Genomic DNA, 17441 nt, shown 5'->3' on the forward strand with positions numbered 1-17441 from the left:
TAAACCCAACACTTCAAATTACCAATATTGCTTTTATTAAAAAGCAGAAACCAGCATAACACCCAAGTAAATAACTTTTTATTTTCATATAGTTAGAAAAATAACACTTACTAAAGCAAGGTTTTTATACCCCCCCTATGAATGAGCATGAATAACTTAAAAATAATATGGCGAAAAAAGTGTTTTATTTAATCTGCGAATTCGATAATGAATATTGTTTTTAGTGTTGGCCGAAATAGACACAGCAACGCTTGATTAAGTGATATTTTGCGAGCATCATCGCAATTATTTACCCGAAAATGAAATCAATGACTTCCAGTAAATCCCTGCAACAGGCAATTGCCGACATCACCATCTGGCGTAAAGGCGAGCAGCGTGCGCCGCACAAGCCTCTGCTGCTACTTCATGTGCTGGCGGGGTATCAGCAGGGTCACGGTCGCCTGTTTGACTACGGGTCGGAAGTTCGCGACCCGTTGCATAGCCTGCTGGAGCGATTTGGGCCACAGCGCGCGCAGTACCGCCCCGATATGCCCTTCTGGCGCTTACAGGGAGATGGGTTCTGGGATCTCCAAAACGCCGAGCATTGCTCAACATCCGGCAGCAGCAAACAGCCCCCTGCCGGAGAACTGGTGGCGCATAACGTTGCCGGAGGCTTTGATGAACAACATTTTGCCCTGCTGAAAAAGAGCAACAACCTCATTAACACCCTGGCACAGCAAATTCTCGAGGCTCACTTCACCGAAAGCATCCAGGAAGAGATCGCGGATGAACTGGGGTTTGATATCCTGCAAATCCGCAAACAGCGGGACCCGTTGTTCCGCCAGCAGGTTCTGCGTGCCTATAACTATGAATGCGCCATTTGTGGCTTCAATATGCGCCACGACAGCACTTCGGTTGCCCTAGAGGCCGCCCATATTAAATGGAAACAGCACGGCGGCCCGTGCGAGATTTCAAACGGCCTGGCGCTGTGTGCAATCCACCATAAAGCATTTGATAAAGGTTCGATTGGGCTGGATGAGAGTATGCGAGTTCAGGTGTCACCCGCAGTAAATGGCAGCGGCATGGTGGGCAGACTATTCTGGGATTTCGACGGGAAGGAGATTGCTCTACCGATGATGCGCGAAAATTATCCAAAAGAAGGTTTTGTGGAGTGGCACAGGAAGGAGGTGTTTAGGGGGTGAGTGCGAAGGCCGGACTCGAATAAATCATTCAACAAACTGATTTTAATGTAATTTATTTTATAAGCATGATGATTATACCCACACTTATACCCACAAATGAAAATCTGTATAAAATATGATCAATGCTTACGCTTTGATACGTTCACCGCGATAGCCACCTAATACAACTAACGGCATGCTCAGGAACTTGCATCCTTCCCATACAGCTCCTACCATTCTAGTTAATCAGGCTAACATGAAGCTTTCTAGTTGGAGCCAATAACCATAGCACTAATAGGCGAGCGGAACGTACCATCCAATTGTTTAATGCAACGTTGATATGGAGCTTCATAAACAGCTTCTGAACTAACTGTCATAGGAGTTAATTCGATAAGCCGATTATCTACCCATGTTGCCATGTAACTGTCTGGCGGCGATTCCAAAAAGCTAAAAGCAACCTTAGAGCCTTCGGATTTTATATGTCTTGTAACTTGCGGTTTGAGAAGTAAACTATTTTCACTTTCTCCCATAGTGAATCTAAAGCGGATCCGTGTAGCGTCACCTTCAGGTGATAATGTTAATGACTCTGGTATGATATTACTCGATACGCTGACAGGTACAATTCCCTCTATTGATTTTCGTAGCGTGATAGTTGCTAGCGACGTTTCAGACCGGTCTACATACATTCCAGACATACGCCTGAAATTGGCTTCCCACATCTGATTTAGGCGAAGGGCAATATCCTTACGCTGTACGATTGTCAGTGGCATAGCTTCTTTACTAACTGATGGCCGGTTTACAACCATGACAGTGTTGGGGTTCTGGCTACCAAATAAAACATCCAGCCCTCCTCGCGAGTCATGTTTCCCTGCTAACAATGGATCATAATGGCTCTCCCAACAGTTTGTCTGAGCCAAGCCCATCATGTATAAAAATTGTTCAGTCAATGTAATATATAAATCACCAATACCTTTGGAGTAAGAAGCGCCTATATCAGAGTGAGATCCTGGCACATAGATAGTATTGATTCGATTTATAGGGGCAAACTGCGTTCCTAAAGGTAGCGGTGTTTTATCCTCATCAATCGTTGGAACAAAAAGCCAGTTTCTAGCCTCGTCTGTTGCAACAAAGTGCACAAGATAATCAACGCTCTCAGGTATATTGAGAGTAAGACGATCCTGCTGGCCGGTCGCTACAGTATCGTAAAGCAGTGCATAAAATCGCGGACTCTTAATATCTGAGTTAAAATATTGGGCCCATTGATTACTGGCCAAATTAATAAAATGCCTAGCAGTTGCTGCTCCTCGACTGAACCCCGTAACAAAAACCCGAATATCTGTATCAGGATTTTGCTTTAGCCAAATTTTGGCTTGAGCATAGAATTTTTTCTCCGCATCTGTTGCTATAGCGATACCACTTCTACCAGTCGCAGCATCGAAATAATCGATGCTGCGACCCTGCATTCCTGCTCCTGGATAGTAATTATCAGCTTTTACAAGCGCGGCTATCCTAGCAACCAGAGTCTCACGCTCACCAGATGGTACTCTAGAGTGATCATTGAGCGTTCCATCAAAAGCAACTTTGTATATTCTTACAGGGCGATTTCCGATGGGTGCTGTGATCAATGGTGCATTATTGGTTGTGTAAGTAATTTTTTGAATTTCTTCATAATCTGTCACTTTGACAGGAATGGTCCGACTCCCAGAAACCAGTCCCGTACAAGCGGTTAAAAGACCACTAATCAAAACACATACAAGAGTGGTACTCAGTTGACGAATCCACTTTCCAGTCATCTTCCCCTCGCACGTAGCAAATGTACTGTTCTGAATCACCACGGATAATCTAGACACTTCCGAGCCGTTGATAATACTGGTTTTCATATTCTGTCGGTGACATCTGATTGCTCGAACCATGCCGACGCTTACTGTTATAAAACATTTCGATGTAATCAAAAATATCGCTGCGGGCTTCTTCCCGCGTTCCGTAGATCTTTTTCTTTATCCGTTCGCGTTTCAGCAACTGGAAAAAGCTTTCTGCAACCGCATTATCGTGACAGTTACCGCGACGGCTCATGCTCCCCTCCAGGCCGTGTGATTTCAGGAACGACTGCCACTCATGGCTTGTGTACTGACTGCCCTGGTCCGAATGAACCAGCACCTGTTTTTGGGGATTACGCCGCCATACAGCCATCAGCAGTGCGTTCAGGACAATGTCCTTTGTCATCCGGGATTGCATTGACCAGCCGATAATTTTGCGTGAGAACAGATCAACAACCACAGCAAGATACAGCCAGCCTTCGTAGGTCCTGATGTAGGTTATGTCCGTTACCCAACGCTTATCCGGAGCATCCGGATTGAACTGTCGCTGGAGCCTGTTGGGCGATACGATACTGGCCTCGCCTTTGCGTGCCCGCGGGCTCCGGTACCCGACCTGAGCCTTTATCCCGGCACGATTCATCAGTCGCCAGACTCTGTTCACTCCGCACTGTTGACCGCTATCCCGCAAGTCCAGATGGATCTTGCGATAACCATGAACGCAACCGGACTCCAGCCAGAACTGTTTGATCTGTCCCGTCAGTCTCAGATCTACCTGGTGGCGCTGAGAATACGGTTGCTTAAACCAGGCGTAAAAGCCACTGGGATGAACATCCAGCACCCTGCAGAGCAGACGAACAGGCCAGCAACGGGAGTTGTCACGAATAAAGGCGTACCTCAGTCGGACAGCTTTGCGAAGTACGCCGCGGCTTTTTTTAATATGTCTCGTTCGTCAGTAACCCGCTTCAACTCCTTCTGGAGTCGGCGGATCTCGGCCTGAGCATCTGACTGTTCTTTATTAGTGGATGAGTCCGGACCGTACTTCTTTATCCAGGCGTAAAGGCTGTGGGTGGTGATATCGAGACGTGTTGCAACGCTGGAAACAGAATGACCGCGATCAATAACCTGTTTGACTGCTTCAATTTTCAACTCTTCGGGATAACGTTTACCGCTCATGGGCACCTCTCTTTAAGTCATCTTAAATGACTCCGAGGTGTCTGTTAAACCCGTGGCGATTCATTCGGCTGGGAGAGGCGCACGGGGGAAGTTGAAGCCTTAATCGTTGAGCGAGGGGCAACCACAAGCGTGCAATTTTTCAAGCCAAGAATACCTGAAATGACATGAGCAACAAAGGACTCAATACATACTACTCATCCATCATGATTGACTTGAGGCCACAGATTACTCAAGCTGCGAAGCTACTAATTATTATACTGATGGTTGAATGGGGAGTTTTCAGGAATGGAAAGATATCGCCCACATGGTCGTACCGTAACCACTTTAGAAGCAGATGTACTTAAACTTCGAGCGCTAGAAATGGTGTTAGTGCTTTTCTATGTAGAAAACCTGAAAGGTTTTATTATCAGTTCTGTCAAAGTTACAAAACGCCTAAGAAAAATCCTTGATAACACGAACCCAAAAACAAATAACGAAGAGCAAATTAGTTTTAAAAAAGCACATGAATTACTCATATTAGAAGGTGTCATAACACAAGAAGAAAGCGTACAACTGAAAGAAATGATTGACTACCGTAATACTATAGGCCATGAGATCCACAGAATAACCATAGATATTGGAGCATATTTAAATCTGGCAGAGTATGACCTCCCTAACGGACATAAAATATCAAAATATGATTACTCAGCAGTCCAACGCATACAAAAGTTTAGAAAGAATATAGAAAGAAAAATGATGGAAAAGTCATTTTGCTTTGAGTTATCTTTTAACACATTGGCATTTGACGCCGCAGAGCAAGCATACCTCAAGGAGATTAAGCGGTTAAAGAAAAAGGTTAACGCTGGGATTGACAAGCTGAATATTACTATAGAAACCACAAATAAAATAATCCGCAACATTCCACGGGAAGTTATGGATACTATACAACCCGGCCATCCGAAAAACAGAAAAAGTAATGGCACATTCAGCGCGGAAGGTGCGAAAGGAATACTCATGCTCTATGATGCAAAAGCAACTCCGCTCGCTGCCTCCTATATAATGAGGGTATCATACCGTACAGCTTCAAAATGGTATAAAGAATGGATTAAAAAGCAGACAAGAAAATAAAATAAGGCTGATAAAAACTCAAAAAACATACCAACCTTATTTATAGTTTATTTTATTTTTTATCTGTTATCGCAGGAACACCCTTAATAGTAAATCTTTTTTCATTGTTAAAGTATAATGGAGATTTAAAATAAGGCCCTTTGTTAACCATAACAGCAGTGTCTATTAACTCATCTATGGCTTTTTCAAGGCCATCTTCTTTAAAGGCAATAGAATCCTCACCTTTTGGATACCCCTCGGTTTCGACTACGCATTCAATTGTAGGGTGCTTAACACAACCAATTAAATAGCTTTCGAAGGCATCGCGAGGCAAAACCAAACCAAATTCCCGCCACGCATATTTCCTACCCCAGTAATAACCATCTTCGGATTGATATTTTACCCGCGAGTCATTCTTTCCTTTATTTTCATCATGTTTTTGTTTTGACATATTACGAGCATATAGATAGCTAAAATCTTTATCCAAAATGGACGCCTTGGATAGACAGGATAGGTCAACTACCTTACAGCCATTTTCCTCGGTGAAACCAATATTATATCGTTCTCCCTCAACGATGACATCTTCGAAATTAGCTTCAAACTGATATGTTGTATCAGTTGTTGCAGGTTGAAAAGTATGTAAAAAGTGACCATTGCCAAGGTCAAGTTTCTGATAATTAGTTGCAATCAAATCATGAATTGTTTTGAGGTCACGTGATTTCATAATTCTATCCTTATCGAAAATATTTTCATTCAAATAAAAACGACAACTCAAACTACAAAATTATAGATTAACAACAAGGTTAAATAGATCGAGAAGAAATTTGCATCTTCTTATGACCAGAATAAACATGTGTGCATTCATTAGTGTGTTTATCAATCATATAACAATCATACATAACATCTCTTGATGTTGTGATTGATTTAACTTCGGATAATTCAAGGTTAGTCAAAAAATTATCATGTTGATCTTCTATATATTCCTTATCGACCAGATAATCATTAACAGCTTTCAGAAAAAAATCATGTCTATCGCAGACAGAAATAGGCAAATCGAACTCTACAATTTGCTTTGAACAAGCGTCATCGCTCCATACAGCAACTTCTACGAAAGTCATATAGCCACCCAGATATTTGGTTTGTCAATCAGATGATACCGCAAATTTTTTTAAATAAAAGAAGTCAATTAGCCCCGTTGGTGGTAAGACAACAAACGGAGCGTCTGGCGACTTCATCAGGGTTATGTCAGATAGTGAGGCTTATCAGGGTGACCATGTACCCAAGGGGAGCGAGGCCGAACCGCTGGCAGAGCTTGCATATGATCTGCAAGTACCGTGACCACCATAAACCTGTTTATCCCCTGCGGCGTCTCGCGACGGCGACATGAACGGGGGCATCGGGCTAAAATGCGCTTCACTAAAAGTTTTTGGGATTGTTTTGAGACGGTGGCTACGTCATAGCTTTCAAGTTGAGTCAGTACGTGTTTGACGCTTGGAACTACACGCCGCTATGAGTTAACATCCCAATTACCACTATCAACCACAGCGGCTTTTTCAAGGGACATAACAGAGCATTTCTTACAGGCAAAAGAGACAGATTTTATTGCCTAACTAGCTGTATTGTAAGGAATTTAGTGACTTGGTGCCGAAGGCCGGACTCGAACCGGCACGTATTTCTACGGTTGATTTTGAATCAACTGCGTCTACCGATTTCGCCACTCCGGCACGGAAGGGATGCGGAAAACGTTGTGGATTATACCTGTCATGCGCCACCATGCAAGCGCCAGCGTGTGTCTGGCCCGCTAAGTGTTGAAAATTTCAGCATTACCTTTCTTACCTGTAACCATCATCACAGTTTGCCCCCTCCTTAATCCCCCCTTCTGCGAAGCGTCCCGTTTCCCCATGCTCTACACTTCCAGTTCAACACCATACTGAGGGAAACACGATGTCGATGATAAAAAGCTACGCCGCAAAAGCGGCGGGCAGCGAACTCGAACTCTATGAATATGATGCGGGCGAGCTTAAGCCGGAAGATGTCGAAGTCCAGGTCGATTACTGCGGTATCTGCCATTCCGATTTGTCGATGATCGACAACGAATGGGGATTCTCTCAGTATCCGCTGGTTGCCGGGCATGAGGTGATTGGTCGCGTGGCGGCGCTCGGCAGCGCGGCACAGGATAAGGGCCTGAAGGTTGGTCAACGCGTCGGCGTTGGCTGGACGGCACGCAGCTGCGGGCACTGCGATGCCTGTATCAGCGGTAATCAGATTAACTGTCTGGAAGGGTCTGTTCCCACAATTCTTAATCGCGGCGGCTTTGCCGAGAAGCTGCGGGCCGACTGGCAGTGGGTGATCCCGCTGCCGGACAGTATCGATCTGGCGGCAGCTGGTCCCTTACTGTGCGGCGGCATCACGGTGTTCAAACCGCTGCTGATGCACCATATCACCGCCACCAGCCGCGTCGGGGTGATCGGTATCGGCGGCCTGGGGCATATCGCCATTAAGCTGTTACACGCGATGGGCTGCGAAGTGACCGCGTTCAGCTCCAATCCGGCGAAAGAGCAAGAAGTGCTGGCAATGGGGGCGGATAAAGTGGTCAATAGCCGCGATCCGGATGCGCTAAAAGCGCTGGCGGGCCAGTTCGATCTCATTATTAACACGGTTAACGTCGATCTCGACTGGCAGCCCTATTTTGAAGCGCTGGCCTACGGCGGTAACTTCCATACCGTCGGCGCGGTGCTGAAGCCGCTGCCGGTTCCGGCGTTCACCTTAATTGCCGGCGATCGCAGCATCTCCGGTTCGGCAACAGGTACGCCATTCGAGCTGCGCAAGCTGATGAAGTTTGCCGGGCGCAGCAAGGTGTCGCCCACCACCGAACTGTACCCGATGTCGCAAATTAACGAAGCAATCCAGCACGTGCGTGACGGCAAAGCCCGCTACCGCGTAGTGCTTAAAGCCGACTTCTGATCATCTTTGCCGGGTGGCGTAAGCTTCCCGGCTATTCTCCCCGCTATTCCAGACAGGTTAAATTCTCCTCACAATCTCCGTAATTTAGCGGTGAAGAGTGCGTCACGGTTGCCTATACTCCAGGCAGGATAAATGGAGGAAATCTCAATGAGCGCACCCCTGCTAATTGCCCGCACGCCGGACACCGAATTGTTTTTACTGCCAGGTATGGCCAACCGTCACGGGCTGATTACCGGCGCGACCGGGACCGGTAAAACCGTCACGCTACAGAAGCTGGCCGAATCGCTGTCCGAGATTGGCGTTCCGGTATTTATGGCCGATGTGAAAGGTGACTTAACCGGCGTGGCCGAGGAAGGACAAGCCTCTGAAAAGCTGCTCGCCCGCCTGAAAAATATCGGCATTACCGACTGGCAACCGCATGCTAATCCGGTCACGGTGTGGGATATCTTCGGCGAAAAAGGTCATCCCGTGCGGGCCACGGTATCTGACCTCGGTCCGCTGCTGCTGGCCCGTCTGCTGAACCTCAACGACGTGCAGTCCGGCGTGCTGGATATTATCTTCCGTATTGCCGATGACCAGGGTCTGTTGCTGCTCGATTTCAAAGACCTGCGGGCCATCACCCAGTACATTGGCGATAACGCTAAATCCTTCCAGAATCAGTACGGCAATATCAGTAGCGCCTCGGTCGGGGCGATCCAGCGCGGGCTGCTGTCGCTGGAGCAACAGGGCGCGGCACACTTCTTTGGCGAACCGATGCTGGACATCAAAGACTGGATGCGTACTGACGCCAGCGGCAAAGGGATGATTAATATCCTCAGCGCCGAGAAGCTCTACCAGATGCCCAAACTGTACGCCGCCAGCCTGCTGTGGATGCTCTCCGAGCTGTATGAACAGCTGCCGGAAGCGGGCGATCTGGAGAAGCCAAAACTGGTGTTCTTCTTCGATGAAGCGCACCTGCTGTTCAACGATGCTCCGCAGGTGCTGCTGGATAAAATCGAACAGGTGATCCGCCTGATCCGCTCGAAAGGGGTCGGCGTGTGGTTCGTCTCGCAAAACCCGTCGGATATTCCGGACAACGTGCTCGGCCAGTTGGGAAACCGTGTGCAACATGCCCTGCGCGCGTTCACCCCTAAAGACCAGAAAGCGGTGAAAAGCGCGGCGCAAACCATGCGCGCCAACCCGGCATTTGATACCGAAAAAGCCATTCAGGAGCTGGGAACCGGTGAGGCGCTGGTGTCGTTTCTGGACGCCAAAGGCAGCCCGTCGGTGGTTGAACGGGCAATGGTGATTGCGCCATGCTCACGGATGGGACCGGTGACGGACGACGAGCGCAACGGGCTGATTAATCACTCTTCGTTGTACGGTAAATATGAAGAAGAGATCGACCGCGAGTCCGCCTATGAACGTTTACAGCAAGGCGTGCAGGCCAGTACCGAGCAGCAAAATACACCTCCCGCCAACGGTAAAGCTGTCGATGTGGATGGCGGTATTCTCGGTGGGTTGAAGGATATTCTGTTTGGCAGCACCGGCCCCCGCGGCGGTAAGCGCGATGGCGTAGTGCAGAGCGTGGCGAAAAGCGCGGCGCGACAGGTTACCAATCAGATAATTCGCGGCATGTTGGGGAGTTTGATGGGCGGGAGAAAACGCTAGCCCCGTGTTACGTTGCCGGATGGCGGCGGAAACGCCTTATCCGGCCTACGGGTCCGGAGTAGGCCTGAAAAGCACAATGCCATCAGGCCTACGATTACTGTGATTACGACTTACGTAGCATTAGCCACAGGCTTATCAGGAAGAAGCTGGCGCTTGGCAGCAGCGCACCGATAATCGGCGGAATGCCGTACACCAGCGTCAGCGGGCCAAAGATTTGGTCCAGCACATAGAACACAAAGCCAAAGCTAATCCCTGTCACCACGCGCACGCCCATCGGGACGCTACGCAGCGGACCAAAGATAAACGACAGCGCCATCAGCATCATGACCGCTACAGACAGCGGCTGGAAGACTTTGCTCCACATATTGAGCTGATAGCGTCCGGCATCCTGGCCGCTCGACTTCAGGTACTTCACGTAGTTATGCAGACCGCTAATCGACAGCGCATCAGGATCCAACGCCACAACGCCGAGCTTGTCGGGTGTCAGGTTGGTTTTCCAGGTGCCGCTCACCGTTTGCGAGCCGGTGATTTGCTTCGGATCGGTCAGGTTGGATTCATCCACCTGCGACAAACGCCAGACCTTCTGCTCCGGGTCAAACGTCGCGCTCGCAGCGTAGCGTACAGACTGCAGACGGCGCTTGTCGTTAAACGAGTAGATGCTAATCCCGCCTAACTCGGCGTCGCCTTTCACCCGCTCGATGTAGACAAAGCTGTCACCGTCTTTCGCCCACAAACCCTGCTGGGTAGAGAGCAGCGAGCCGCCGTACATCTGCTGCGCACGGTAGTTACGCGCCATCTGTTCGCCTTGTGGCGCAACCCATTCGCCGATAGCCATCGTCAGCAGCACCAGCGGAATCGCGGTTTTCATCACCGACAACGCCACCTGCATACGGGTAAAGCCAGAAGCCTGCATCACCACCAGTTCACTGCGCTGGGCCAGCATGCCCAGACCCAACAAAGCACCCAGCAGCGCCGCCATCGGGAAGAAGATCTGGATATCTTTAGGCGCACTGAGCAGGGTATACAGCCCGGCGCCCATCGCATCGTAGCTCCCCTGCCCGGCTTTTTTCAGCTGGTCAACGAACTTGATGATCCCGGAGAGCGACACCAGCATGAACAGCGTCATCATGATGGTGGTGAAAATGGTTTTACCGATATAGCGGTCAAGTACACCAAAAGGCTGCATTATACCGCTCCTTTACGCATAAAACGGGCACGCAAGCGGCGCATCGGCACCGTATCCCAGAGGTTAAGCACAATCGCCAGCGCCAGATACGCCAGGTTAACCGTCCACATCCAGAACACTGGATCCAGCTTACCTTTACCGCCGTTCGACTTCAGCGACGTCTGAACCAGGAAGAACAGCAAATAGAGCAGCATTGCTGGCAGCATCGACAGCACGCGCCCCTGACGCGGGTTCACCACGCTCAGCGGTACGACCATCAGCGCCATCATAAATACGGTGAATACTAACGTGATACGCCAGGTCAGCTCCGCGCGGGCACGATCGGTGTCGGTCGTCCACAGCGTACGCATGTTCATCTGATCGGTATCGTTTGGATCCAGCGCCACGGCCTGATGACCGATAATCGCCTGATAATCCTGGAAGTCGGTAATGCGGAAATCGCGCAGCAGCGCGGTACCTTCGAAGCGCGTCCCCTGGTTCAGCGTCACGACCTGAGAGCCATCACGCATCTGGGTAAGATGTCCGGAATCGGCTACGACGACCGAAGGACGAGCGTTGCCTTTCGGGCGGATTTGCGCGAGGAACACGTCTTTGAAGTTGCTGCCGTCAACGCTTTCGATAAACAGCACCGAACTGCCGTTGGTCGCCTGCTGGAATTGCCCCTGAGCAAGCGCCGCCATACCGGGGTTCGCTTTCGCCTCCGCCAGAACTTCGTCCTGATGTCTGGAGGACCACGGCCCGGCCCACATCACGTTGACCGCCGCAATAATACTGGTAAACAGCGCCAGCACCATCGCCGCTTTCACGAGCACTGCCTTGCTCAGCCCGCAGGCGTGCATGACCGTAATTTCACTTTCGGTATACAGTTTGCCCAGCGTCATCAACAGCCCGAGGAACAGGCTTAAGGGCAAGATAAGTTGCGCCATTTCTGGCACGCCCAGCCCCAGCAGCGAGAGCACCAGATTTGCCGGGATATCACCGTCAACCGCCGCACCAAGGATCCTGACCAACTTTTGACAAAAGAAGATCAAAAGCAGGATGAATAGGATCGCAAGTTGGCTTTTGAGCGTTTCCCGAACCAGATATCTTATGATTATCACTTTAAATACGCCCGTAAAAACCCGTCTTTTGCCGGAATTTAGCTTGTTTCATGGCTTAAACGTCATTTATTCTCTTGAGTCGTCGAAATCGTCGCTAAGATCATTATACTCAACGGATCCACCTCTCAGAAATTGTTCTGACGTGCCAATGCCGTAATAACGTTAAGATTAACACGAAGTCACCGCAACAGCGGGTATGAGTTACGAAAGCTTGCAATTCTATCCGTAGCCACCGCCGTTGTCTTTAAGATTCAGGAGCGTAGTGCATGGAGTTCAGTGTAAAAAGCGGTAGCCCGGAGAAACAGCGGAGTGCGTGCATCGTCGTGGGTGTCTTTGAACCACGCCGCCTCTCTCCGATTGCAGAGCAGCTCGACAAGATCAGCGACGGGTACATCAGCGCACTGCTGCGTCGCGGCGAACTGGAAGGCAAACCGGGTCAAACCCTGTTGCTGCACCATGTTCCTAACGTTCTGTCTGAGCGAATTCTCCTTATTGGTTGTGGCAAAGAGCGCGAACTTGATGAGCGCCAGTACAAGCAGGTCATTCAGAAAACCATCAATACCCTGAATGATACAGGCTCAATGGAAGCCGTCTGCTTTCTGACTGAGTTGCACGTCAAAGGGCGCAATAACTACTGGAAAGTGCGTCAGGCCGTTGAGACGGCACAGGAAACGCTGTACAGCTTTGATCAACTGAAGACCAACAAAAGCGAGCCACGTCGCCCGCTGCGTAAAATGGTCTTCAATGTGCCGACCCGCCGCGAGCTGACCAGCGGTGAGCGTGCGATCCAACACGGTCTGGCGATCGCCGCCGGCATTAAAGCGGCAAAAGATCTTGGCAACATGCCGCCGAACATCTGTAACGCCGCCTACCTGGCCTCTCAGGCGCGCCAGCTGGCAGACAGCTACAGCAAAAATGTTGTGACCCGCGTAATCGGCGAGCAGCAGATGAAAGAGCTGGGCATGCACTCTTATCTGGCCGTCGGTCACGGCTCGCAGAACGAGTCGCTGATGTCGGTCATCGAGTACAAAGGCAATCCGTCCGAAGACGCGCGTCCGATTGTGCTGGTCGGTAAAGGGTTAACCTTTGACTCCGGCGGTATCTCCATCAAACCAGCCGAAGGCATGGATGAGATGAAATACGACATGTGCGGCGCGGCAGCGGTATACGGCGTGATGCGCATGGTGGCCGAGCTTCAGCTCCCCATCAACGTTGTCGGCGTGCTGGCGGGCTGTGAAAACATGCCGGGTGGCCGCGCGTATCGCCCAGGCGACGTGCTGACCACGATGTCTGGACAGACTGTTGAGGTGCTCAATACGGATGCCGAAGGCCGTCTGGTGCTGTGCGACGTGTTAACCTACGTCGAGCGCTTTGAGCCAGAAGCAGTGATTGACGTCGCGACCCTGACCGGCGCGTGCGTGATTGCGCTGGGCCATCACATCACCGGCCTGATGTCGAACCACAACCCGCTGGCGCATGAGCTGATCGGTGCGTCCGAGCAGGCTGGTGACCGCGCGTGGCGTTTGCCGCTGGGTGATGAATACCAGGAGCAGTTAGAGTCCAACTTTGCGGATATGGCGAACATCGGCGGACGTCCTGGCGGTGCCATTACCGCGGGCTGCTTCCTGTCACGCTTTACCCGTAAGTACAACTGGGCGCACCTGGATATCGCTGGTACCGCATGGCGTTCAGGGAAAGCCAAAGGCGCAACCGGTCGTCCGGTCGCGCTGCTGTCGCAGTTCCTGCTCAATCGTGCCGGTTTTAACGGCGAAGAGTGATGTAAAACGCCGGGTGGCGGCTTCGCCTTACCCGGCCTACAACGTCACTCAACCGTAGGCCGGGTAAGCGTAGCGCCACCCGGCTTTGCATTTAAATCCACAACAAGAAGCCCCATATCATGAGAAACGCAACGTTCTATATTCTGGACAATGACAACACCGTCGATGGCTTAAGCGCCGTTGAACAACTGGTGTGTGAAATTGCCGCAGAACGTTGGCGTGCTGGCAAGCGCGTGCTGATCGCCTGTGAAAACGAAAAGCAGGCTCTTCGACTGGATGAAGCTCTGTGGGCGAGACCGGCAGAAAGTTTTGTTCCGCATAATCTGGCGGGAGAAGGCCCCAGAGGCGGCGCACCGGTAGAGATTGCCTGGCCGGAGAAACGCAATAGCAGCCCGCGCGACCTGCTCATCAGTTTGCGCGTTGGCTTTGCAGATTTTGCCACCGCTTTCACAGAAGTGATAGACTTCGTTCCTTACGAAGATTCTTTGAAACAATCGGCACGCGATCGCTACAAAGCTTACCGCGTGGCTGGTTTTAACCTGAATACGGCAACCTGGAAATAATGGAAAAGACATACAACCCACAAGATATCGAACAGCCGCTTTACGAGCACTGGGAAAAGCAGGGCTATTTCAAACCTAACGGCGATGAAAGCAAAGAGTCCTTCTGCATCATGATCCCGCCGCCGAACGTCACCGGCAGTTTGCATATGGGTCATGCTTTCCAGCAAACCATCATGGATACCATGATTCGCTACCAGCGCATGCAGGGTAAAAACACCCTGTGGCAGGCCGGTACCGACCACGCGGGTATCGCTACCCAGATGGTGGTTGAGCGTAAGATTGCCGCTGAAGAAGGTAAAACCCGTCACGACTACGGTCGCGAAGCGTTTATCGACAAAATTTGGCAGTGGAAAGCGGAATCCGGCGGCACCATTACCCGTCAGATGCGCCGTCTCGGCAACTCCGTTGACTGGGAGCGCGAGCGCTTCACTATGGACGAAGGTCTTTCCAATGCCGTGAAAGAAGTCTTTGTTCGCCTGTACAAAGAAGATCTGATCTACCGTGGCAAGCGTCTGGTCAACTGGGACCCGAAACTGCGCACCGCTATTTCTGATCTGGAAGTGGAAAACCGCGAGTCTAAAGGCTCCATGTGGCACATCCGCTATCCGCTGGCTGACGGCGCAAAAACCGCAGACGGTAAAGATTACCTGGTCGTCGCCACCACCCGTCCGGAAACCGTACTGGGTGATACCGGCGTGGCTGTGAACCCGGAAGATCCGCGCTATAAAGATCTGATTGGCAAATTCGTTGTTCTGCCGCTGGTTAACCGCCGCATTCCGATCGTCGGTGATGAACACGCCGACATGGAAAAAGGCACCGGCTGCGTGAAGATCACCCCGGCGCACGACTTTAACGACTACGAAGTCGGGAAACGTCACGGCCTGCCGATGATCAACATTCTGACCTTTGACGGCGACATCCGCGAAACCGCGGAAGTGTACGACACCAAAGGCGAAGAGTCCGACGTTTACTCCAATGAAATCCCGGCTGAGTTCCAGAAGCTGGAACGTTTTGCTGCGCGTAAAGCGGTGGTTGCCGCCGTTGATGCGCTGGGGCTGCTGGAAGAAATTAAACCGCACGACCTGACCGTACCTTACGGCGACCGTGGCGGCGTGGTTATCGAACCGATGCTGACCGACCAGTGGTACGTCCGTGCCGACGTGCTGGCAAAACCGGCGGTTGAAGCGGTTGAGAACGGCGACATCCAGTTCGTACCGAAGCAGTACGAAAACATGTACTTCTCCTGGATGCGTGATATTCAGGACTGGTGTATTTCCCGTCAGCTGTGGTGGGGTCACCGTATCCCGGCATGGTATGACAACGACGGCAATGTCTACGTTGGCCGCACCGAAGACGAAGTGCGTCAGGAAAACAACCTCGGCGCCGACGTTGCGCTGCGCCAGGACGAAGACGTTCTCGATACCTGGTTCTCTTCTGCACTGTGGACCTTCTCTACGCTGGGCTGGCCGGAAAACACCGACGCACTGCGTCAGTTCCACCCAACCAGCGTGATGGTTTCCGGCTTCGACATTATCTTCTTCTGGATTGCCCGCATGATCATGATGACCATGCACTTCATCAAAGATGAAAACGGCAAGCCGCAGGTTCCGTTCAAGACCGTCTACATGACCGGTCTGATTCGTGACGACGAAGGCCAGAAGATGTCCAAATCCAAGGGTAACGTGATTGACCCGCTGGATATGGTCGATGGTATCTCTCTGGCAGAACTGCTGGAGAAACGTACCGGCAACATGATGCAGCCGCAGCTGGCTGAGAAAATTGCCAAGCGTACCGAGAAGCAGTTCCCGGACGGCATCGAGCCGCACGGCACCGACGCCCTGCGTTTCACCCTGGCAGCGCTGGCCTCTACCGGTCGCGATATCAACTGGGACATGAAGCGTCTGGAAGGTTACCGTAACTTCTGTAACAAGCTGTGGAACGCCAGCCGCTTCGTGCTGATGAACACCGAAGATCAGGATTGCGGCTTCAACGGCGGCGAAATGACCCTGTCTCTGGCGGACCGCTGGATCCTCGCTGAATTCAACCAGACCATCAAAGCGTACCGCGAAGCGCTGGATAACTTCCGCTTCGATATCGCCGCGGGCATTCTGTACGAGTTCACCTGGAATCAGTTCTGCGACTGGTATCTGGAGCTGACCAAGCCGGTCATGAACGGTGGTTCCGAATCTGAACTGCGCGGCACCCGCAATACGCTGGTTACCGTGCTGGAAGGTCTGCTGCGCCTGGCGCACCCAATCATTCCGTTCATCACCGAGACCATCTGGCAGCGCGTGAAAGTGATTTGTGGCAACACTGCAGATACCATCATGCTGCAGCCGTTCCCGGAATATAACGCAGCGCAGGTTGATGAAGCGGCGCTGGCCGATACCGAATGGCTGAAGCAGGCAATCGTCGCCGTACGTAACATCCGTGCGGAAATGAACATCGCCCCGGGCAAACCGCTGGAGCTGCTGCTGCGTGGTTGCAGCGCTGATGCGATGCGTCGTGTGAACGACAACCGCAGCTTCCTGCTGAACCTGGCACGTCTGGAAAGCATTACCGTGCTGCCAGCCGATGACAAAGGTCCGGTCTCCGTGACCAAAATCATCGACGGCGCCGAACTGCTGATCCCAATGGCTGGCCTCATCAACAAAGAAGATGAGCTGGCACGTCTGGCGAAAGAAGTGGCGAAAATCGAAGGCGAGATTGCCCGTATCGAAGGCAAACTTTCCAACGAAGGTTTCGTTGCCCGCGCACCGGAAGCAGTTATCGCCAAAGAGCGTGAGAAGCTGGACGGTTACGCAGAAGCCAAAGCGAAGCTGATTGAACAGCAGGCGGTCATCGCCGCGCTGTAATTGCCTATGCCGGATAGCGCTGCGCTTATTCGGCAAACGGGCACCGTCATCGTAGGTCGGATAAGCGTAGCGCATCCGACACCACAGACGATAAAGCCTCTGACGCATA

14 protein-coding genes and 1 tRNA gene are annotated in these 17441 nt (G+C 51.2%); 7 read left to right on the top strand and 8 right to left on the bottom strand.

Annotation, left to right across the window (positions count from 1 at the left end; translation table 11 throughout):
- The first annotated feature begins 308 nt into the window (after positions 1-308).
- Entirely contained in the window at positions 309-1181 is an 873-nt protein-coding gene (locus OGY08_RS14595) for a phosphorothioated DNA-binding restriction endonuclease (protein WP_241176597.1), read from the top strand.
- A gap of 245 nt (positions 1182-1426) precedes the next feature.
- On the opposite strand, the gene OGY08_RS14600 is transcribed toward OGY08_RS14595, so the two are convergent.
- On the bottom strand, positions 1427-2953 hold the full coding sequence (locus OGY08_RS14600; RefSeq protein WP_275372092.1) for a T6SS phospholipase effector Tle1-like catalytic domain-containing protein: 1527 nt from the start codon (positions 2951-2953) through the stop codon (positions 1427-1429).
- Positions 2954-3002: 49 nt separating this feature from the next.
- Positions 3003-4150, bottom strand: a protein-coding gene (locus OGY08_RS14605; RefSeq protein WP_241176594.1) for an IS3 family transposase whose coding sequence is annotated in 2 segments (ribosomal slippage) — positions 3003-3913 and positions 3913-4150 — 1149 coding nt in all. Because the reading frame shifts where the segments join, the coding sequence is not laid out codon by codon here.
- 285 nt (positions 4151-4435) lie between these two features.
- Between OGY08_RS14605 and OGY08_RS14610 the strand changes: the two genes are divergently transcribed.
- A complete protein-coding gene (locus OGY08_RS14610) occupies positions 4436-5257 on the top strand; it encodes a hypothetical protein (RefSeq protein WP_128612179.1) in 822 nt (273 codons plus the stop codon).
- A gap of 52 nt (positions 5258-5309) precedes the next feature.
- Here OGY08_RS14610 and OGY08_RS14615 read toward each other — a convergent pair whose 3' ends face one another.
- The 3 genes from OGY08_RS14615 to OGY08_RS14625 all read right to left on the bottom strand — a co-directional run bounded on the left by OGY08_RS14615 (position 5310) and on the right by OGY08_RS14625 (position 6960).
- Entirely contained in the window at positions 5310-5960 is a 651-nt protein-coding gene (locus tag OGY08_RS14615) for a hypothetical protein (protein WP_118263067.1), read from the bottom strand.
- Positions 5961-6039: 79 nt separating this feature from the next.
- Positions 6040-6354 (bottom strand): hypothetical protein, encoded by a 315-nt coding sequence (locus OGY08_RS14620; protein ID WP_020996252.1) that lies wholly within the window; start codon positions 6352-6354, stop codon positions 6040-6042.
- A gap of 521 nt (positions 6355-6875) precedes the next feature.
- Positions 6876-6960: transfer RNA gene (locus tag OGY08_RS14625), tRNA-Leu, on the bottom strand.
- Between the two features lie 220 nt (positions 6961-7180).
- Between OGY08_RS14625 and ahr the strand changes: the two genes are divergently transcribed.
- Together ahr and OGY08_RS14635 are read left to right on the top strand one after the other, a co-directional pair.
- Positions 7181-8200 (top strand): NADPH-dependent aldehyde reductase Ahr, encoded by a 1020-nt coding sequence (gene ahr / locus OGY08_RS14630; protein WP_111466188.1) that lies wholly within the window; start codon positions 7181-7183, stop codon positions 8198-8200.
- A gap of 147 nt (positions 8201-8347) precedes the next feature.
- A complete protein-coding gene (locus OGY08_RS14635) occupies positions 8348-9850 on the top strand; it encodes a helicase HerA-like C-terminal domain-containing protein (protein WP_048227236.1) in 1503 nt (500 codons plus the stop codon).
- A gap of 103 nt (positions 9851-9953) precedes the next feature.
- Here the strand turns inward: OGY08_RS14635 and lptG are convergent, their stop codons facing one another.
- The 3 genes from lptG to OGY08_RS14650 all read right to left on the bottom strand — a co-directional run bounded on the left by lptG (position 9954) and on the right by OGY08_RS14650 (position 12249).
- Positions 9954-11036 (bottom strand): LPS export ABC transporter permease LptG, encoded by a 1083-nt coding sequence (lptG, locus tag OGY08_RS14640; protein WP_008786067.1) that lies wholly within the window; start codon positions 11034-11036, stop codon positions 9954-9956.
- Positions 11036-12136: an LPS export ABC transporter permease LptF gene (gene lptF, locus OGY08_RS14645; RefSeq protein ID WP_032942200.1), complete on the bottom strand. Its 1101-nt coding sequence runs from the start codon at positions 12134-12136 to the stop codon at positions 11036-11038. The genes lptG and lptF overlap by 1 nt, the downstream gene beginning before the upstream one ends.
- 62 nt (positions 12137-12198) lie before the next feature.
- Positions 12199-12249 carry a hypothetical protein gene (locus tag OGY08_RS14650; protein WP_212723231.1) on the bottom strand — a complete coding sequence of 17 codons (51 nt, stop codon included), beginning with the start codon at positions 12247-12249 and terminating at the stop codon, positions 12199-12201.
- Positions 12250-12402: 153 nt separating this feature from the next.
- Between OGY08_RS14650 and pepA the strand changes: the two genes are divergently transcribed.
- The 3 genes from pepA to OGY08_RS14665 all read left to right on the top strand — a co-directional run bounded on the left by pepA (position 12403) and on the right by OGY08_RS14665 (position 17332).
- Complete coding sequence (gene pepA / locus OGY08_RS14655; protein ID WP_003025870.1) at positions 12403-13914, top strand: leucyl aminopeptidase; 1512 nt, start codon at positions 12403-12405, stop codon at positions 13912-13914.
- A 119-nt stretch (positions 13915-14033) separates the two neighbouring features.
- Positions 14034-14477, top strand: a complete 444-nt coding sequence (holC, locus tag OGY08_RS14660) for a DNA polymerase III subunit chi (protein WP_003830256.1) — start codon at positions 14034-14036, stop codon at positions 14475-14477.
- Entirely contained in the window at positions 14477-17332 is a 2856-nt protein-coding gene (locus OGY08_RS14665; protein WP_008786064.1) for a valine--tRNA ligase, read from the top strand. The genes holC and OGY08_RS14665 overlap by 1 nt, the downstream gene beginning before the upstream one ends.
- Positions 17333-17441 lie beyond the last annotated feature (109 nt).

The organism is Citrobacter sp. Cpo069 (assembly GCF_030332785.1).
GTDB classification, from domain to species: domain Bacteria; phylum Pseudomonadota; class Gammaproteobacteria; order Enterobacterales; family Enterobacteriaceae; genus Citrobacter; species Citrobacter portucalensis.